Genomic DNA, 17,871 nt, shown 5'->3' on the forward strand with positions numbered 1-17,871 from the left:
ATGCCCGACCCCGCGCCGAAGCGGCCGCGACCGGCGACCGACCGGGCCTTCCGCCGACACCCGGTCCTGTTCCCGCTGTTTCTACTCGCGCTTCTCGCCATCGTCTGGTTCGGCGTGAAGTCCACGCAGGACATGATCGGCATGAAGTCGCGCTTTTCCGCCGATCCCGAGGTCGCAGGCTGGATGACGCCTCGCTACATCGCGCGAACGTGGAACATTCCTCCCGAGGTCATCCTTGAGTCGCTGGACCTCACCGCCGAACCGAGAAAGCGCATGACGATTTCCGAGATTGCCTTGGACAAGGGGCTCACCACACCGGACTACGCCGCCGAGGTCGAAGCGGCCCTCGACGCATGGGTGGCGGCCAACCGATGACCGGCGATCTCGTGGCCCTCGTGCCGACCTACGGGCTCGCGCTCCTTGGCGCGGCGACCTTCTTCTCCTGCATAGCGGTGCCGATCCCGGCTTCGCTCATCATGCTGGCAGGCGGCGCCTTCGCCGCAGGGGGCGATCTCGACGTTGCGACGACTTTCATTGCCTGCCTCGCCGGGGCGCTCGCGGGCGATCAGGCGGGCTATGCCATCGGCCAGCGGGGCGCAACGCTGATCGACCGGATCGAAGCGCGTTATCCCGCCCGCGCCGTTGTTCTCGCCCGTGCGCGCACCTTCACGGCCAAGTGGGGCGCGCCTGGCGTGTTCCTGTCTCGCTGGCTGGTGAGCCCGCTCGGTCCCTATGTGAACCTCCTCTCCGGCGCTTCGCGCACCCACTGGCGCGTGTTCACAATCTGGAGCGCCCTGGGCGAGGTCATCTGGGTCGGGCTCTACGTGGGGCTGGGCTTCCTCTTCTCGGCCCATATCGCCGATATCGCGCAGATCGCCGGGAACTTCTCGGGCCTTCTCGTCGCCATTCTCGTGGCCGTGCTCCTAGGCCGGATCATCTGGACCCGCATCGTGGAGCACAACACCGACGCGGCCCCCGACCCGACCTGATAGCGCCTGTGCAGGCTCCTGCCTCACGCTCCGGTGTGCGCTCTCACCAAGGCACTTTCGCGCAGGCGCAAAAGGCCACATATTCCACCTATGCTCAAACTCACGCCGCTTCTCATCGCCGCGCTCTATGGCTTCATCTTGTGGTGGTTCTCGGCCCTGCGCCTACGCCACGAGCTCGACGCCAAGTCGACCGAGCTTGCCGATCCGAAGCTCAAGACCCTGACCGACCGGATGGCCGGCGCGCTCGATCTGCCGCGCATCCGGGTGAACATCTATGAAATCGAGCCGGTGAACGGCCTCGCCTCGCCCGATGGACGCATCTTCATCACCCGCGGGTTCTTCGACCAGTATCGCGCCGGCAAGGTCACGGCCGAGGAAATGGCCAGCGTTATCGCCCACGAGCTTGGCCATGTGGCGCTGGGTCACGCGCGGCGCCGGATGATCGACTTCTCCGGGCAGAACGCGCTGCGCACCGCGCTCATGGTGGTGATCGGGCGCTTCATTCCGGGGCTCGGCCCGATCCTCGCGAACGTGTTGACCTCCATGGTGGCCGCACGCCTGTCGCGCGGCGACGAATACGAGGCCGATGCCTATGCCACGGCACTCCTCATCAAATCCGGGATTGGCGCGGGCCCGCAGAAAACGCTGTTCACCAAGCTCGAGGACCTCACCAAGATGCGTGGCAAGGGTCCGCCCGCCTGGCTCCTCAGCCACCCCAAGACCGAACAGCGGATCGCCGCCATCGAGGCGAACGAGGCGAAATGGACGGCGCCGGTCACGCACTGAGGCGCTGACAGACGTCTCGCAGTTATTCGACCCCTGCCGCCTCCAGCGCCTTGCCATACCTTGGCAGCCGCGCCTTCTTCATCAGCCGCCGCGCGCTCCAATTCTCGCCGGAAAGCCGCACCGCCTCAACCAGAATGGCGCGTCCCACGGCGATCATCGCCGCCTCGTTCGCGGCCCAGCATTCCATCACGAAGAGGTCCGGCACCGCAAGACGGAGCCCCTCTTCCGCAACGGTCGAACGGGGGAAGTCCTTCACGTTCATGGTCAAGAGCACATCTGCCGACCCGGCAATGGCCGCTGCCAGCACATGGACGTCGTTCGGATCGGGCAGCCAGAGCCGCGCCATATCGCCAGCCCGGACCTGAACGCTTGCCCTTGGAAAGGCCGCGACGAGTGCCGCGACCTCGGCCCGCGCCAGAGCCTCCTGCCCGGGGCCCAGCTTCGCCGCCGCCCGCGCCCATTCCTCGAGGATGCGCTCGGACCACAACGGCTGGAAGATCCCCGCCCGCGCCGCGCCCAGGACCACCTCGCGCATGACGGTGGGGTAAAGGACGCAGGCGTCGATCAGGACTTTCACGGGAGCAGCCGGTAGAACAGGGCCTTGAGATACCCGCTTTCGGCCAGGGCCGGATGCATCGGGTGATCGGGTCCGGCGAACCCGGTGTGAACGAGCTGCGCCGCGCGACCGGCCCGCCCAATGCCCCGGGTCGAGGCCTTGCGGAAGGCGTCGAGGTCGGCGGCATGGGAACAGGAGCAAAGGCCCAGATAGCCGCCCTCGGCCACCAGCGGCGCGGCCAGCCGCGCGATCCGCTCATAGGCCCGAAGCCCCGCCTCGAGCGCCTGCTTGTTGGGGGCGAAGGCGGGCGGGTCGCAGATCACCACATCGAAACGTTCGCCCTCGTCGGCCAGAGCCGCCAGCACGTCGAAGGCATCCCCTTGCCGGGTCGCGAAGCGGTCGGACATACCACTCGCCTCGGCGCCCTGCCGCGCGAGGTCGAGCGCCGGGGCGGAGCCATCGACCGCCAGGGCCGATTGCGCCCCGCCTGCCAGACAGGCGAGCGAAAACCCTCCGACGTGGGAAAACACATCGAGCACCCGCGCGTCCCGGGCCAGCCCGGCGGCAAAGGCATGGTTCGGGCGCTGGTCGAAGAAGAGACCGGTCTTCTGACCACCCAGGAGATCGGCCATATAGGTGGCGCCGTTCATCGGCACCGGAACGTGACCGTCCAGCGCCGCCCCCTCGCCCCAGAGGGTCACGCCTTCGTCCAGCCCTTCGAGCGCCCGGGCGCGTCCGGCGGCGTTCTTGATCACACGAGTGACGCCGGTCACCTCGACCAGCACGCGCGCCAGGTCGTCGAACAGCACATCTGCCCAGGCCGCGTTGGGCTGGACCACCGCCGTTTCGCCGAAGCGGTCGATCACCACACCCGGCAGACCGTCTGCCTCGGCATGGACGAGCCGGTAGAAGGGCGCGTCATACAGCCGGTCTCGATGGGCAAGTGCCGCCTTGATCTTGGCGCGCAGCCAGTCGGCACCAATCTCGGCTTCGGGGTCGCGGTCCAGCATCCGGGCGAAGATGCGCGAGTTCGGGTTGACCCCCACCGTGCCCAGCGGTGTCCGTTCGGCATCCTCGAGCCGCGCGATCGTGCCGGGCGCGATGGATTTCGACCGGCGGTCTGTCACGAGCTCGTTGTCGAAGACCCAGGGCGCGCCATGGCGGATCGCGCGGGCGTTGGCCTTGGGCTTGAGACGGATGGTCGGGCGGGAGGTGGTGTCGGTCATGGCGGCTCGCTTTCTTTCTCCCCTCCCTACACCGGGCCCGGTGCCCCCGAAAGCCCCGATGGGCCCGGTCTCGTGCGTCGCCCGCGCCTTTGAAAATGACCGGACAGCGCGGGTTGTTAGCGCTAAACCTCCGTGCTAAAGAAGCCGCGAAACCGCGCCAGTATCGAGCAGGACCTCCTATGCCCCTCCACTCCGACATAGCCCGCGTCACAGACCGTATCGCCGAACGCTCTCAGGCGCGCCGCAGCCGCTACATGGAGGTGATCCGCGCCCAGATCGACAAGGGACCAAAACGCGCGCATCTGTCCTGCTCGGGTCAGGCCCATGCCTATGCCGGGGCGGGACCCGATCAGGCAGCACTGGCGACCAAGCCCGGGCCCAACATCGGGATCGTGACGACCTACAACGACATGCTCTCCGCGCATCAGCCCTTCGAGCGCTTCCCGGCCCTGATCAAGGAGACAGCCCGCGCCGAGGGGGCCACGGCCCAGGTCGCCGGCGGCGTTCCGGCCATGTGCGACGGGGTCACGCAGGGCGAGACCGGGATGGAGCTGTCGCTCTTCTCGCGTGACGTGATCGCGCTCGCTTCCGGGGTCGCGCTGTCGCACAACACCTTCGACGCGGCCCTCTACCTGGGGGTCTGCGACAAGATCGTGCCGGGACTGATCATCGCCGCAGCCACCTTTGGTCATATCCCGGGCATCTTCCTGCCGGCCGGCCCCATGACCTCGGGCCTGCCCAACGACGAGAAAGCCAAGGTGCGCCAGCGGTTTGCCGCGGGCGAAGTGGGTCGTGATGCTCTCATGGAGGCCGAGATGGCCGCCTATCACGGGCCGGGTACCTGCACCTTCTACGGCACCGCCAACTCGAACCAGATGCTCATGGAGTTCATGGGTCTTCACCTGCCGGGCGCGAGTTTCGTCAACCCGAACACGCCGCTTCGGGATGCCCTGACCCAGGAAGGCGCGCGGCGGGCCACGCAGATCACCCATATGGGCAACGAATTCACCCCGGTCGCCGATGTGCTTGACGAGCGGGCCTTTGTGAACGGGATGGTCGGGCTCATGGCCACGGGGGGATCGACGAACCTGATCCTGCACCTGCCCGCCATGGCGCGGGCGGCGGGCATCGAGATCACGCTGGAGGACTTCGCCGACATTTCCGCCGTGACACCCTTGATGGCCCGGGTCTATCCCAACGGTCTCGCGGATGTGAACCATTTCCACGCAGCGGGTGGGCTTGGCTACCTGATCGGTTCGCTTCTGGAGGCCGGGCTCCTGCATGACGATACCCTGACGGTCGCGGGCAAGGGGCTCGAACGTTACACCCGCGAACCCAAGGTGTCGGGTGACCGCGTCGTCTATGAGCCCGGCCCGCGAGAGAGCCTGAACGACAAGATCGTGCGGCCCGTGTCTGACCCGTTCCAGAAGACCGGAGGGCTTTCTCAATTGACGGGGAACCTCGGCCACGCGGTGATCAAGGTCTCGGCGGTGGACGAGGCCCGTCATGTCATCGAAGCACGCGCCCGGGTGTTTCACGATCAGGACAGCGTCAAGGCCGCCTTCAAGGCGGGCGAGTTCACCGAGGACACCATCGTCGTCGTGCGCTTCCAGGGGCCGAAGGCCAACGGGATGCCGGAACTTCACGGGCTGACACCCACGCTCGCCGTGCTGCAGGACCGGGGGCTGAAGGTGGCACTGGTGACGGACGGACGCATGTCGGGTGCCTCCGGCAAGGTTCCCGCCGCGATCCACGTCTCGCCCGAGGCGGTGGACGGCGGCAATATCGCGCGGGTGCGCGACGGCGACCTGCTGCGCCTCGACGCGAGGACCGGGGTGCTAGAGGTCCTCGAGGACGGTTTCGAAGCGCGGGAGCCCGTGGTCGCGGACCTGTCGGCCAACAGCCACGGACTGGGCCGCGAGATGTTCGAGATGTTTCGGCAGAATGTCGGCCTCGCCTCGACCGGCGCGGCTGTGGTGGTGTAAGGAGAGCGCGATGACCCCCTATGAAGCGAGCGCCGAAGCGCTGAGGATCTGCAAGCTCGCGCCGATCGTTCCGGTGCTCGTCGTCGAGGACGTCGCCCATGCCGTGCCGCTGGCACAGGCGTTGGTCGCAGGCGGATTGCCGGCGCTCGAAGTGACACTGCGGACCGAGGCGGCGCTCGACGTGATCGCCGCCATGGCGCGGGTCGAGGGCGGCGCGGTCGGAGCAGGCACGCTGCTCACACCCGACGACGTGAAGCGCGCGAAGGATGCGGGCGCGACCTTTGGCGTGTCACCGGGAGCCACGGACAGGCTTCTTGACGCCTGCGAAGAGGTCGGACTGCCGCTCCTGCCCGGATCGGCCAGCGCGACCGAAGCGATGCGGCTTCTGGAGCGCGGCTATTCGGTCCAGAAATTCTTCCCGGCCGAGGCGGCCGGTGGCGCTCCTTTCCTGAAATCACTGGCGTCGCCCCTGCCCCAGATCCGCTTCTGCCCGACCGGGGGCGTGTCGATGGCCAATGCGACCGACTACCTGTCGTTGCCCAATGTGATCTGCGCCGGGGGGTCCTGGGTCGCGCCAAAGGATATGGTCACCAGGGGCGACTGGGCGGGGATCGAAGCGCTCGCGCGCGAGGCGGCGGCGCTTCCGAGTTAAGAGTTTCGCTTCCTTCGCGGGCGTCGGGAGGATGAGCATCGGATCTTGTTGCGCAGAACCCGACCGACTGGAGGGGCTCTGCCCCTCCAGACTACCCCGAAGTTTTCATGAATCCGTGAAGGGGAAGCGGTCTAGCTGCGGCGCGCGCGCCAGCCGCCGCGGCGTTGCGGGGTGGCGGCGGTTTTCTCCAGCCCTTCGCGTAGCACGCGGGTCATCGGGTGCTCGGGCGCGTCCGATCCATAGGTGTCGAGCAGGCTTTGCACCGTGTCCCGGTCGAGCTGCCCGCCGCGCGTGCCAACCGCCCAGTCGAAAAAGATTGCCCGGCAATCCTCGTCGGTGATGCCGTCGATGCGATAGGCCTCCTGTATCAGGCCGGTGGGGTCGAGGGGATGAGCGCCTTTCATGCAAGGTCTCCGGGGGTGCGCGCCAGAATGGCGTCGATGGCGTCTGCCGCGCGGGCGGCACAGGTGGTGGCGCGGGCGATGAGACCTTCGGTGTCCTCGGTCCCGGTTTCGCGCAGAAGAAAGCTGCGGGCGCCTTCGCCGATGGCGTCGAGGTCGAGGGGCCCGTCGGTGATGAGCTTCGAGGCGGTCTGAAGCCGACGGAGCAGCCCGTAGGCGGCGATGAGCGCCTGTGCCTCGTCCGGGGTGATCCAGCCGATGTCGACACCGGCCCCGATCTGGTCCGCCGTGGCCCGCGGCGTCACCGGCGAGAGGACTGCGGCGCATTGGGCGGTCAGTTCGATGTCCTGAATGCGGCCCGGCCCGATCTTGGGTTCGAGCGGGCTCTGGTCCCCCTTGGCCTCAGCGATGCGGGCGCGCATGTCGATGACGTCCTTGATTGTCGCGGACGCGTCGCGCGTGCGGGACAGGATCTCTTCCCGGATCGCCTCGACCGCCTCACCGATCGCGTCGTCTCCCGCAACGGCACGGGCACGGGTGAGCGCGAGATGTTCCCAGGTCCAGGCCTCGTTGCGCTGGTAGTCGCCGAAGGAGGTGAGCGAGGTTGCTACCGGCCCCTGCCGCCCGGACGGACGCAGCCGCATGTCGACCTCGTAGAGCCGGCCCTCGGGCATCGGGGCGGTGAGCGCGGTGACCAGAGCCTGTGTGAGCCGCGCGTAATAGGCGCGCGCGCCGAGCGGGCGCTTCCCGGTCGATTCCGCGTCTCCCGGCGCGTCGTAGATGACGATGAGGTCGAGGTCGGAGGCCGCCGAAATGCGCCGCGCCCCGAGCGATCCCATGCCAATGAGCGCGGCCCCCTCACCGGGCGGATCACCGTGCTTGCGCGCAAACTCCTCCACCACGACAGGCCAGAGCGCTGTGATCACGGCCTCGGCGAGGTCAGTATACTGGTGCCCGGCGTCGTCCGCGGAGATCAGGCCGCGCAGGTGATGCACCCCGATCCGGAAGTGCCATTCCTTCTGCCAGCGCCGGGCGGTATCGAGACAGGCCTCATAGTCGGACGCCTCGGTCAGTGCCTCGGCGAGATCGGCCCTGAGCCGCTCCTCGCCGGGCCAATCGGTGAAGAAGTCGCCGCCGATCACCGCATCGAGCACCGCCGCGTTCTGCCCGAGATAGACCGAAAGCGCAGGCGCGGTGGCGGCGATGTCGACGATGAGATCGACGAGCGAGGGGTTGGCCTCGAAGAGAGAAAAGAGCTGAACGCCCGCTGGCAAACGGCTGAGAAACTTGTCGAAATTCAGGAGCGCCTCGCGCGGGCGGGCGGCCTTCTCGAACCGCGAAAGCAGGTCGGGCTTCAGGCGGTCGAAGATCTCGACCGCGCGGGACGACCGCAGCGCGGGATAGGCCTTCCAGCCCTCGACGATGGCGAGTTCATCTTCGGCAAGGCCGGTGGCGAGCGGTTGGGAGGGCGCCGGGGCGAAGAAGCCCTCGGTCAGGTCATGGACCTCGGCCAGGGCGTCGGTCAGATCGCCTTTGAGAGTGTCGGGGTCGGAAATCCCCATCATGCACGCGAGCCTGCGGAAGCCATCGTCCGACTGCGGCAGCCTGTGGGTCTGGGCGTCGTGCACCATCTGGACCCGGTGTTCGACCGTGCGGTGGCAGCGGTAATGGTCGGTGAGCGTCCTGGCCACATCGTCAGGCACCCAGCCTTTCGCGGCAAGTGCGGCGAGACCCTCGACGGTGCTGCGCAGGCGCAGGTCCGGGTCGCGCCCGCCGGCGATGAGCTGGCGGGTCTGGGTGAAGAATTCGATTTCCCTGATGCCGCCACGCCCGAGTTTCATGTCATGGCCTGGAAGCGTGATCGGCCCGCCCAGCCCCTTGTGTTCGCGGATGCGCAGGCGCATGTCGTGGGCGTCCTGGATGGCGGCGAAGTCGAGGTGCTTGCGCCACACGAAGGGGCGGAGGCGGTCGAGATAGGCCCAGCCCGCCTCGATATCGCCCGCGCAGGGTCGTGCCTTGATATGGGCGGCGCGTTCCCAGGTGCGGCCAAGGCTTTCGTAGTAGCGTTCCGCCGCCTCCATCGACAGGATCACCGGCGTTACCGAGGGATCGGGGCGCAGGCGCAGGTCGGTACGGAAGACATAGCCCTCGGCCGTGTTCTCGGAGAGGAGTGCCGCGACCCGGCGCGTCGCGCGGATCAGGATGGCGCGGGCGTCGTCGAAATCCTCGGGCGCGTAGCGGTCCTGGTCGAAGACGAGGATGAGGTCGATGTCGGAGGAATAGTTCAGCTCTCCCGCCCCCATCTTTCCCATGGCGAGTGCGACGACGCCGGCGGCGGTGGGCAGATCCGTCTCGGTCATGCCCGGGAGCTTGCCGCGCGCGATCTCGCGTCCGATTTCGGCCTTGAGGGCGAGGTCGGTGGCGAGCCCCGCGAAATCGGTGAGCGCGCCGGTGACCTTTTCAAGCGGCCAGACCCCGGCGAGGTCCGCGAGCGCAGTGAAGAGGGCCACGCGGCGTTTCGCCCGGCGCAGATCAGAGCCGAGGGTGGCGCCCTGCCCGGCCTCGATGCCCGGGATCGCAAACGCATCTGCGATCGCCGCGTCGGGGTCCATGACAAGCGCTTCGCGCAGCCATTCCGCCTCGCGGTCGATAAGCCCCTTGAGGTAAGGCGCGCATCCGCCAGCCCCCGCCAGAACATCACGCACTTCAGGCGCGAGGTCCGAGAAGGCGGCGCGCAGTTCCGCGCCCATCTCGGCGTCAAACGCGATGGGTGTCCGGTCGATCAGCGCGGCGAAGGGTCGGGACGAGGTTTTTCGGGCAATCTGGGCGTCTGTCATGGGGCGGAGAGTGCGCATGTGGCCGGGGGCTGGTCAATATCCTGCGCTCGTGCTTCAAGACGAACATGTCGAAGTCATTGAAACGCGTTGAACGGGCGCTGGTCGAGGCCGGTGTCGAAGTGGAGATCCTCGAGATGGCCGAGGGCACCCGAACGGCGGAGGATGCCGCGCGGGCGGCGGGATGCCATCTCGACCAGATTGCGAAGTCGATCATCTTTCGGGGCGAGGCCGACGGGCGCGTGGTGCTGTTCCTCACCGCGGGCGGCAACCGCGTCGATGCGGACAAGGCGAGCGCGGTGGCGGGCGAGGCGCTGGGCAAGGCTGATGCCTCTGTCATCCGCGAGCAGACCGGGTTCGCCATCGGGGGCGTCGCGCCGGTGGGGCATGTGTCCCAGATTCGCGCCTTCATGGACCCACGGCTGCTCGAGTTCGACGTCGTCTGGGCCGCCGCCGGCACGCCCCGGCACGTCTTTGCGGCCGATCCGAAGGACATAGAGCGGATATGCGGCGCGCAAGTGGCTGATTTTACAGGCTGATCCAAAGTAATGTGAAAATCTTTCACATTGACCCTTGCAGGATGCGCCCTTGGTGCCAATCTTTGCAATGTGAAGGCAATTCACATAGCTACCCAACCAAGAGGAAACCCGACAATGACCACTGCCTATGAAACCACCCCGCCGTCACCGCAGGGCTGGCTTTCCAAGTCCGAGGCATGGCTCGACGACAAGGGCAAAGGTGCCTGGATCGCGGTCATGGTTCTGGGCTTCATCTTCTTCTGGCCCTTGGGCCTCGCCCTTCTCGCCTATATGATCTGGAGCAAACGCATGTTTTCCAAGTCCTGCCGGTCCCACGGCCACCACGCCAAGTGGGAGCACAACCGCCACGCCCACATGGGTCGCCGTCACGGCTTCCGCCCGACCGGCAACTCGGCCTTCGACGCTTACAAGGCTGATACGCTGCAACGGCTGATGGACGAGCAGGAGCAGTTCGAGGCCTTCCTCGACCGGCTGCGTCAGGCGAAGGACAAGTCCGAGTTCGACCAGTTCATGGACGAACGCGCCAGTGCCGCCCGCAAGGGGCGCGACACGGACCGCGATACCGGCGCTGTGGAACTGGATGAGCCCGAGGACAAGTAACCTCGACGCGAATGACGCGAATGACCGGGGCGGCCTCTTCACGGGGGCCGGCCCTCACTCTATCTGACAGGGTATGACACGGAACATGAGCACCTACGACCACCCCACACGCTCCTTTGGCTTGCCGGACCCGGATTACCAGGCCGAGTTCTACGCGGATGTGCCGACCAAGCGGCTGATCGCCTGGATCATCGACACGGTGATCGTGGCGATGCTCGTCGTGCTGGCCATTGTCTTTACCGCCTTCATCGGCGCCTTTTTCGCGGGCTTCCTCTGGCTCGTCCTCGGGTTCGCCTACCGGACCGTGACGATCGCGAACGGCTCGGCCACGCTGGGAATGCGGATGTGTTCGATCGAGCTCCGCCGCGCGGACGGGAGCCGGATGGATTTCGGCGCCGCGCTCCTGCACACGCTGGGCTACTCGATGTCGATGGCCTTTGTCCTGCCGCAGATCGCGAGCGTGGTGCTCATGCTGACGAATGATCGCAAGCAGGGTCTGACCGACATGGTCATGGGCACGGCGGCGATCAACCGGCCCTCGCGCTTCTGATCCGCGACCGGGGCGCGCGCCCTCCTGGGGCCCGCCCCGGTTTCGCCCAGTAATGGCCCACGGGGGGTCATTTCCCGGACAATCGCTCGCGGTAGCTTCACATTCACGCGGGCGACGTCGCGAATGTTTACCGTTTCCTTACGAGGGACTTGGCGATTTTCGGATTGATTGTTAGTTTTCCCGCAACCGGACACGAAAGACCTCTCACCGCGTCATGCGCCACACGCTACCGCTCGCCCCGCAGTTCTATGTGACTGCCCCGCAGCCCTGCCCGTATCTTGCGGGCCGGATGGAGCGTAAGCTGTTTACCGCGTTGCAGGGCGAACATGCCGAAGCGCTGAACGATACCCTGTCGAAACAGGGCTTCCGGCGGTCCCAGAACGTGCTATATCGGCCGTCTTGCTCGGAATGCAGCGCCTGCCTGTCGGCGCGCGTCCGGGTGCGCGACTTCAAGCCCTCGAAAAGCCAGCGGCGCACGGAAAAGCGCAATGACCACCTGGCCCGGCGCACCCGCGCGCCTTGGGCCACCGAGGAGCAATACGATCTGTTCCGGCGCTATCTGGACGAACGCCACGCCGACGGCGGCATGGCGGATATGGATGTCTTCGAGTTCGCGGCGATGATCGAGGAGACCCCGATCAAGTCGCGGGTGATCGAGTATTCGCATCGCTCTGAAGATCGCCGGACCCGCGAACTGGCGGCGGTCTGCCTTACCGATGTGCTCGATGACGGGCTGTCGATGGTCTATAGTTTCTATGATCCCGCATTGCAGACGTCCTCCCTCGGAACCTATGTGATCCTTGACCATATCCGGCTCGCGCAGGAGGCGGGGCTGCCTTACGTCTACCTCGGCTATTGGGTGCCCGGGTCGCCGAAGATGGCCTACAAGGCAAAGTTCTCGGCGCTGGAGATCTATACCGGCGGGCAGTGGATGGAACTTGCCGATCCCGCCCGATTCGATGCGGAGACTCATCCGCTTTCGAACGATCCCATCGCCGAACAGGTCGCCCAGATCATGCTTCCCGGGTCGCAACCGATCAAACGCTGATCCGATTCGCATATCGCGAGGAATTGGGCGCGTCTGCCTGTTTACAAGGCGCATCGACCCAAAACGTCTGCCCCCGCCAATCCGCCCCTGGTCCCCCGCCGCGCTTTTCCCTTGGCGCAACCTGACCCCGGGCGCAGGCTGATCCCAGGGACAACCGGGACGAAAGGGGGCCGAGATGGCCGATCCGATACCATCCACGCTGATCTACGGGCTCGAAGACAAACCCGCGCCGGGGCCGGCGCTGCTGGCCGCGCTTCAGCATATCCTCGCCTCCATCGTCGGGATCGTGACGCCGACGCTGGTCATCGGTGGCGTGCTGGGGCTGGGCGAGCATGTCCCCTACCTTATCGCGATGTCGCTCTTCGTCTCGGGGATCGCCACGGCGATCCAGTCGAAGGGCATCGGCCCGGTCGGCTCCGGGCTCCTGTCGGTGCAGGGCACGAGTTTTGCCTTTCTGGGGCCGATCCTCGCGGCGGGTTTCGCGGTCAAGAACGCGGGCGGCACGCCAGAGGATATCCTCGCGATGATCTTCGGGCTCTGTCTGGTCGGTTGCTTGATCGAGATCGGCCTGAGCCAGGTCATCCACAAGCTGGGCCGGATCATCACACCCACCGTAACGGGCATCGTCATCACGGTGATCGGCCTGTCTCTGGTCAAGGTGGGTTTCACGGACTTCGCGGGCGGGACGCAAGCGGGCGAGAGCCTTGGCGCGCCGGTGAACCTTCTCATGGGGACCGTGGTGCTGGTCTCGATCCTCGCGCTGTCCTTCATCGGGCACCCGATCCTGCGGATCTCGGCCATCATGATCGGGCTTATCATCGGGACACTCGTCGCGCTCATTTTCGGACAGGTGAATTTCGCGAGCTTCGGGACCGGACCGATGGTCGCCCTGCCCGTTCCGTTCAAATACGGGATAGACTTCGACCTCGCACTTTTCGTGCCACTCGCTTTCATCTTCCTCGTGACCGCGATCGAGACCTCGGGCGACCTGACCGCCAATTCGGTCATTTCGAACCAGCCGGTGCGCGGGCCGGTCTACCTGCAACGCATCAAACGCGGCGTTCTAGGCGACGGCGTGAACTCGGGGCTTGCGGCGATCTTCAACACCTTCCCCAACACCACGTTCTCGCAGAACAACGGCGTGATCCAGATGACCGGGGTCGCATCGCGCCACGTGGGCCTCTACATCGGCGGGCTTCTCGTGATCATGGGGTTCCTGCCGGTGATCGGTCAGGTCTTCCTGTTGATCCCGAAGCCCGTTCTGGGGGGCGCGACGCTGGTTCTTTTCGGGACCATCGCCGTCGCGGGCATCCGCATTCTGGCAAGCGAGCCAATCGACCGGAAGAAGGTCTATATCATGGCGGTGAGCTTCGGCCTCGGGCTGGGTGTCACTCTGGTGCCGGAGGCGACGCAGAACCTGCCTGACTTCGTGCGCAACGTCTTTGCGACGCCGATCACGCTGTCCGGTCTCGCGGCGATCCTCCTGACCCTTCTGATCCCGGATGACAAGGAAAGCGTGGACGTCACCAGCGCGCCGGTCGTCGATCCGGCGGAGTAACGAAAAACGGGCGCCCGAAACGGGCGCCCGAAGTTTGCACAATTTTACTTTTTAAATGTCAGCCGACGACGACATTGCCGTCGGTGCGCCAAACGGCGATGACCGACGAGCGCGGCAGGCCGTTGCCGTCGGGCCAGGAGCCGCCGGGGTGCTGGATGCCGACGAAGGCGGTCTTGCCATCGAGCGACCAGCACAGTCCCGTCACTTCCGCGCCATTGGGCGCGGTCAGGAAGCGGGCGATTTCGCCGGTTTCCGGGTTGCCCACGAGCATCTGGTTGTTGCCCTGACCGGCGAAGTCACCTTCGTTCGAGTCGTCACCATCCGTCTGGATCCAGAGCATCCCGGAGGCGTCGAAGGCCATCCCGTCGGGCGAGTTGAACATGTTGCCGTCGGTCACGTTCTCGGAGCCACCATAGACGTTGTCGTAAACGGTCGGGTTACCGGCCATCACGTAGAGGTCCCAGGTGAAGCCGTCGGCGCCGTGGTCGTCACCTTCCGGCGCCCAACGCACGATCTGGCCGTAGTCGTTGGTTTCCCGTGGGTTCGCCGCGTTCACCGGCATACCTTCGCCACCACGCTTGGAGTTGTTGGTGAGCGCGCAGTAAGCCTCCGCCTTCATCGGGTTTACCGCGATCCACTCGGGACGGTCCATGGTGGTCGCGCCGACGGCGGAACCGGCCATCCGGGAAAAGACCAGAGTTTCTTCAAGGGTCATGCCGGTGGCTTCGGGCGTGAGCGCACGCCATTCCCCGGTCATGTCGTCATTGAACACGGCGACATAAAGCTGGCCATCGGACAGCAGACCCTCGGTCGAGCCGCCTTCGCTCCAGGTGCCGTTCGAGACGTAGCGATAGATGAACTCGCCTCGCTCGTCGTCGCCCATGTAGACCACGACGCGGCCGTCGGCCGCCTGGGTCATGGCGGCGTTCTCGTGCTTGAAGCGACCGAGGGCGGTGTGTTTCACCGGGGTCGAGTCCGGGTTGGCCGGGTCGATTTCGGTGATCCAGCCGTGGCGGTGCGGCTCGTTCGGCTCTTTCGAGATGTCGTAGCGGACGTCGAATTTCTCATAGGAATAGTTCGACTCACCCCCAATGCCGTAGCGGGCTTCGCCTTCGGTCGGCTCGCGGGCTTCGGTCGCGCCGAAGTAGCCGTTGAAGTTCTCTTCGCAGGTCAGGTAGGTGCCCCAGAGCGTCCGGCCAGAACCGCAGTTGTTCATGGTGCCCTTTGGCGACTTGCCTTCGGGGTCGGCATTTGTCTTGACCAGATCGTGACCGGCAGCGGGGCCGTCCATGGTCATCTGGGTCTCATGGGTGATGCGGCGGTTGAAAGGGCTGTCCACGACGACCTCGTAGCCGTTCGCACCCATGGCGACTTCCATGACGGTGACGCCCTGAAGGTTCTTCAGAAGCATGACTTCGTCGGCATTGGCCGGAACGCCTTCGGATGCGGCGGGCAGGTTGATTTTCGGGTTCACATACTCCGAGTTCACCGTGATGATCTCTTTTCCGTCGACCTCGAACAGTTCCATACCGTCGGTGTTCTCACCGAAGACCTTGTCCGACATCTCGAGCGAAACGCCGGTTTCGGCATCGAACGCACCTTCGGCTTCCGACCAGAGGGCGTCGCCCCAGCGCACCAGCGGCTTCCATTCGAAACCTTCGGGCACATGGATCGTGGCATCGGTAAAGGTCGGGATCGGCTGGAAGCTGAAGGCGCCATGCGCTTCGGCGCGGGCGGCATTCGGGGTCAGCATCGAGGTGCCGAATAGCGCCGAGGCCGACCCGAAGGCCAGCGCACCGCCGAGGAACCCGCGACGGGAAATCGCGCGCTCGACCACTCGGTCGAAATCGTTCTCGGCCGGACGCGGGTCGCGCATCTCGTCGAATTCATCCCAGGACATGTCGGTGTGACGTTTGTTCACAGGCTTGCTCCATAACTGCTGGCTGTAAAGAATCCCCCGTGGGCGGCCGCCCCGAAGTTGCGCGAAGACTGGCCGGGGCGTGTGACAGGCAGGCTGCAGTTTTGTAACGTCGGGATGAATTCCGTCCGGCACGGTGGAAACACCAAGGAAACAAGGGTTAGCCCGGACGCCGATACCGAAAATTACAAAAACCACCCCTCCCACGACATTTTCTTCACAGTATCGTCGGTTTTGCCGTTGACGCCCCCTGCCCGCCCTCCTAATACTCCCCGCACCAAACTGGAGACGGTCGTGAAGAACCTCGTAGTCATTGTAGGACATCGGCGCATGGGACGGTAACGGACCCCTGACGGTTCCCCATGCGCCCCCGGAAAACCACCGGGGGCTTTTTTGTGACTACGACGAAGACTTCGAGGACAGGGACTTCGCCGACCAAAGCGGGCCAAGGGCGCCCAGACGGAGAGTGACATGACACGGCAAATGACCGGCGCGAAAATGGTTGTTCAGGCTCTGAAGGATCAGGGCGTGGATACGGTATTCGGCTATCCGGGCGGTGCAGTCCTTCCGATCTATGACGAGATTTTCCAGCAGAACGACATCCAGCACATCCTTGTGCGTCACGAACAGGGCGCGGTGCACGCCGCCGAAGGCTATGCACGGTCGACCGGCAAGCCGGGCGTGGTGCTCGTGACCTCGGGCCCCGGTGCGACGAATGCGGTGACGGGTCTGACCGACGCGCTGCTCGATTCGATCCCGATCGTGGTCCTCACCGGACAGGTGCCGACCTTCCTCATCGGCACGGACGGGTTTCAGGAGGCCGACACCGTCGGCATCACCCGCCCCTGCACCAAGCACAACTGGTTGGTGAAGGATACCGACGCGCTGGCCGACACGATCCATCAGGCATTCCACGTCGCCACTTCGGGCCGGCCCGGTCCGACGCTCATCGACATTCCGAAGGATGTGCAGTTCGCCACCGGCACCTATGTGCCCCCCGGCAAGGCCAAGACCTCGCGCTACCAGCCCAAGGTCAAGGGCGACCGCGCGGCGATCGAACAACTCGTCGAGTGGATGGAGACGGCGGAGCGCCCGGTCTTCTACACCGGCGGCGGCGTGATCAACTCGGGCACCTCGGCTTCGACGCTCCTGCGCGAGCTTGTCGACGGCACCGGCATTCCGATCACCTCGACGCTCATGGGGCTCGGCGCCTACCCGGCGTCGGGCAAGCATTGGCTCGGGATGCTCGGCATGCACGGGCTTTACGAAGCCAACATGGCGATGCACGACTGCGACCTGATGATCTGCGTCGGCGCACGGTTCGACGACCGGATCACCGGCCGTGTCGATGCCTTCAGCCCGGACAGCCGCAAGGTCCATATCGACATCGACCCTTCGTCGATCAACAAGATCATTCACGTGGACCTGCCCATCGTGGGCGACGTGGGTCATGTCCTCGAGGACCTGCTGACCATCTGGAAATCGCGCGGACGCAAGGCAAACAAGGCCGCGCTTACCAATTGGTGGAAGCAGATCGACGCCTGGAAGGACGTGAAGTGCCTGACCTACCGCAATTCGGACACCGTCATCAAACCGCAATACGCGGTGGAGCGGCTCGAGGCGATCACCCGTGGCATGGACCGCTACATCACCACGGAAGTCGGCCAGCACCAGATGTGGGCGGCGCAGTTCCTGGGCTTTGACGAACCGGGCCGCTGGATGACCTCGGGCGGACTCGGCACGATGGGCTACGGCCTGCCCGCCTCGGTCGGCGTGCAGAAGGCGCATCCGGACGCGCTCGTCGTGAACGTGGCCGGCGAAGCGAGTTGGATGATGAACATGCAGGAGATGTCGACCGCCGTGCAGTTCCGCCTGCCGATCAAGCAGTTCATCCTGAACAACGAACGCCTCGGCATGGTGCGCCAGTGGCAGCAGCTTCTCCATGGCGAGCGCTACTCCCAGTCCTGGTCCGAAGCGCTGCCCGATTTCGTGAAACTGGCCGAGGCTTTCGGCTGCAAGGGCCGGCTGGTCAAGGACCCCGCCGACCTCGACGACGCGATCCGCGAGATGATCGAATACGAGGGGCCCTTCATCCTCGACGTGATGGTCGAGAAGCACGAGAACTGCTTCCCGATGATCCCGTCGGGCGAGGCTCACAACAAGATGCTTCTTGGCGACGCCTCGACCGAGGACGCCATCGGCGAAGCCGGCGCGGCGCTGGTGTAAGGA

At 65.6% G+C, this 17,871-nt stretch carries 16 protein-coding genes; 11 read left to right on the forward strand and 5 right to left on the reverse strand.

What is annotated here, in order from left to right; genetic code table 11:
- From KJP29_RS13020 to KJP29_RS13030, 3 genes are all read left to right on the forward strand, one after another.
- Window positions 1-375 (forward strand): hypothetical protein, encoded by a 375-nt coding sequence (locus KJP29_RS13020; protein ID WP_218463965.1) that lies wholly within the window; start codon window positions 1-3, stop codon window positions 373-375.
- On the forward strand, window positions 372-989 hold the full coding sequence (locus tag KJP29_RS13025; protein ID WP_218463966.1) for a DedA family protein: 618 nt from the start codon (window positions 372-374) through the stop codon (window positions 987-989). Before KJP29_RS13020 ends, KJP29_RS13025 begins: the two co-directional genes overlap by 4 nt.
- Before the next feature lie 90 nt (window positions 990-1,079).
- Window positions 1,080-1,775, forward strand: coding sequence for a M48 family metallopeptidase (locus KJP29_RS13030; protein ID WP_218463967.1), 696 nt, complete (start codon window positions 1,080-1,082; stop codon window positions 1,773-1,775).
- Between the two features lie 22 nt (window positions 1,776-1,797).
- On the opposite strand, the gene KJP29_RS13035 is transcribed toward KJP29_RS13030, so the two are convergent.
- Window positions 1,798-2,352: an RSP_2648 family PIN domain-containing protein gene (locus KJP29_RS13035; protein ID WP_218463968.1), complete on the reverse strand. Its 555-nt coding sequence runs from the start codon at window positions 2,350-2,352 to the stop codon at window positions 1,798-1,800.
- Window positions 2,349-3,557, reverse strand: coding sequence for an RSP_2647 family RNA methyltransferase (locus tag KJP29_RS13040; protein ID WP_218463969.1), 1,209 nt, complete (start codon window positions 3,555-3,557; stop codon window positions 2,349-2,351). Before KJP29_RS13040 ends, KJP29_RS13035 begins: the two co-directional genes overlap by 4 nt.
- A gap of 179 nt (window positions 3,558-3,736) precedes the next feature.
- Here KJP29_RS13040 and edd point away from each other — a divergent pair, with 179 nt between their 5' ends.
- Entirely contained in the window at window positions 3,737-5,542 is a 1,806-nt protein-coding gene (edd, locus tag KJP29_RS13045) for a phosphogluconate dehydratase (RefSeq protein WP_218463970.1), read from the forward strand.
- Window positions 5,543-5,552: 10 nt separating this feature from the next.
- A complete protein-coding gene (gene eda / locus KJP29_RS13050; RefSeq protein ID WP_218463971.1) occupies window positions 5,553-6,194 on the forward strand; it encodes a bifunctional 4-hydroxy-2-oxoglutarate aldolase/2-dehydro-3-deoxy-phosphogluconate aldolase in 642 nt (213 codons plus the stop codon).
- A gap of 131 nt (window positions 6,195-6,325) precedes the next feature.
- On the opposite strand, the gene KJP29_RS13055 is transcribed toward eda, so the two are convergent.
- Both KJP29_RS13055 and KJP29_RS13060 read right to left on the reverse strand, forming a co-directional pair.
- The gene (locus tag KJP29_RS13055) at window positions 6,326-6,598 is read right to left on the reverse strand and encodes a hypothetical protein (RefSeq protein ID WP_218463972.1); all 273 of its coding nucleotides are present in this window, start codon (window positions 6,596-6,598) and stop codon (window positions 6,326-6,328) included.
- A complete protein-coding gene (locus tag KJP29_RS13060; RefSeq protein ID WP_218463973.1) occupies window positions 6,595-9,432 on the reverse strand; it encodes a glutamine-synthetase adenylyltransferase in 2,838 nt (945 codons plus the stop codon). The genes KJP29_RS13055 and KJP29_RS13060 overlap by 4 nt, the downstream gene beginning before the upstream one ends.
- 65 nt (window positions 9,433-9,497) lie before the next feature.
- Between KJP29_RS13060 and KJP29_RS13065 the strand changes: the two genes are divergently transcribed.
- The 5 genes from KJP29_RS13065 (at window position 9,498) to KJP29_RS13085 (ending at window position 13,724) form a co-directional block, all read left to right on the forward strand.
- Window positions 9,498-9,968, forward strand: a complete 471-nt coding sequence (locus KJP29_RS13065) for a YbaK/EbsC family protein (RefSeq protein WP_218463974.1) — start codon at window positions 9,498-9,500, stop codon at window positions 9,966-9,968.
- A gap of 114 nt (window positions 9,969-10,082) precedes the next feature.
- Window positions 10,083-10,568, forward strand: coding sequence for a DUF2852 domain-containing protein (locus KJP29_RS13070; protein WP_218463975.1), 486 nt, complete (start codon window positions 10,083-10,085; stop codon window positions 10,566-10,568).
- A gap of 85 nt (window positions 10,569-10,653) precedes the next feature.
- Window positions 10,654-11,118 (forward strand): RDD family protein, encoded by a 465-nt coding sequence (locus tag KJP29_RS13075; RefSeq protein WP_218463976.1) that lies wholly within the window; start codon window positions 10,654-10,656, stop codon window positions 11,116-11,118.
- A gap of 214 nt (window positions 11,119-11,332) precedes the next feature.
- Window positions 11,333-12,166: an arginyltransferase gene (locus tag KJP29_RS13080; protein ID WP_218463977.1), complete on the forward strand. Its 834-nt coding sequence runs from the start codon at window positions 11,333-11,335 to the stop codon at window positions 12,164-12,166.
- A gap of 175 nt (window positions 12,167-12,341) precedes the next feature.
- On the forward strand, window positions 12,342-13,724 hold the full coding sequence (locus KJP29_RS13085; RefSeq protein WP_218463978.1) for a uracil-xanthine permease family protein: 1,383 nt from the start codon (window positions 12,342-12,344) through the stop codon (window positions 13,722-13,724).
- 58 nt (window positions 13,725-13,782) lie between these two features.
- On the opposite strand, the gene KJP29_RS13090 is transcribed toward KJP29_RS13085, so the two are convergent.
- The gene (locus KJP29_RS13090; protein ID WP_218464954.1) at window positions 13,783-15,624 is read right to left on the reverse strand and encodes a PhoX family phosphatase; all 1,842 of its coding nucleotides are present in this window, start codon (window positions 15,622-15,624) and stop codon (window positions 13,783-13,785) included.
- A 489-nt stretch (window positions 15,625-16,113) separates the two neighbouring features.
- Between KJP29_RS13090 and KJP29_RS13095 the strand changes: the two genes are divergently transcribed.
- Window positions 16,114-17,868 carry an acetolactate synthase 3 large subunit gene (locus tag KJP29_RS13095; protein WP_218463979.1) on the forward strand — a complete coding sequence of 585 codons (1,755 nt, stop codon included), beginning with the start codon at window positions 16,114-16,116 and terminating at the stop codon, window positions 17,866-17,868.
- The last annotated feature ends 3 nt before the right edge of the window (window positions 17,869-17,871 follow it).

The organism is Maritimibacter sp. DP1N21-5, assembly GCF_019218295.1.
Lineage (GTDB): Bacteria > Pseudomonadota > Alphaproteobacteria > Rhodobacterales > Rhodobacteraceae > Maritimibacter.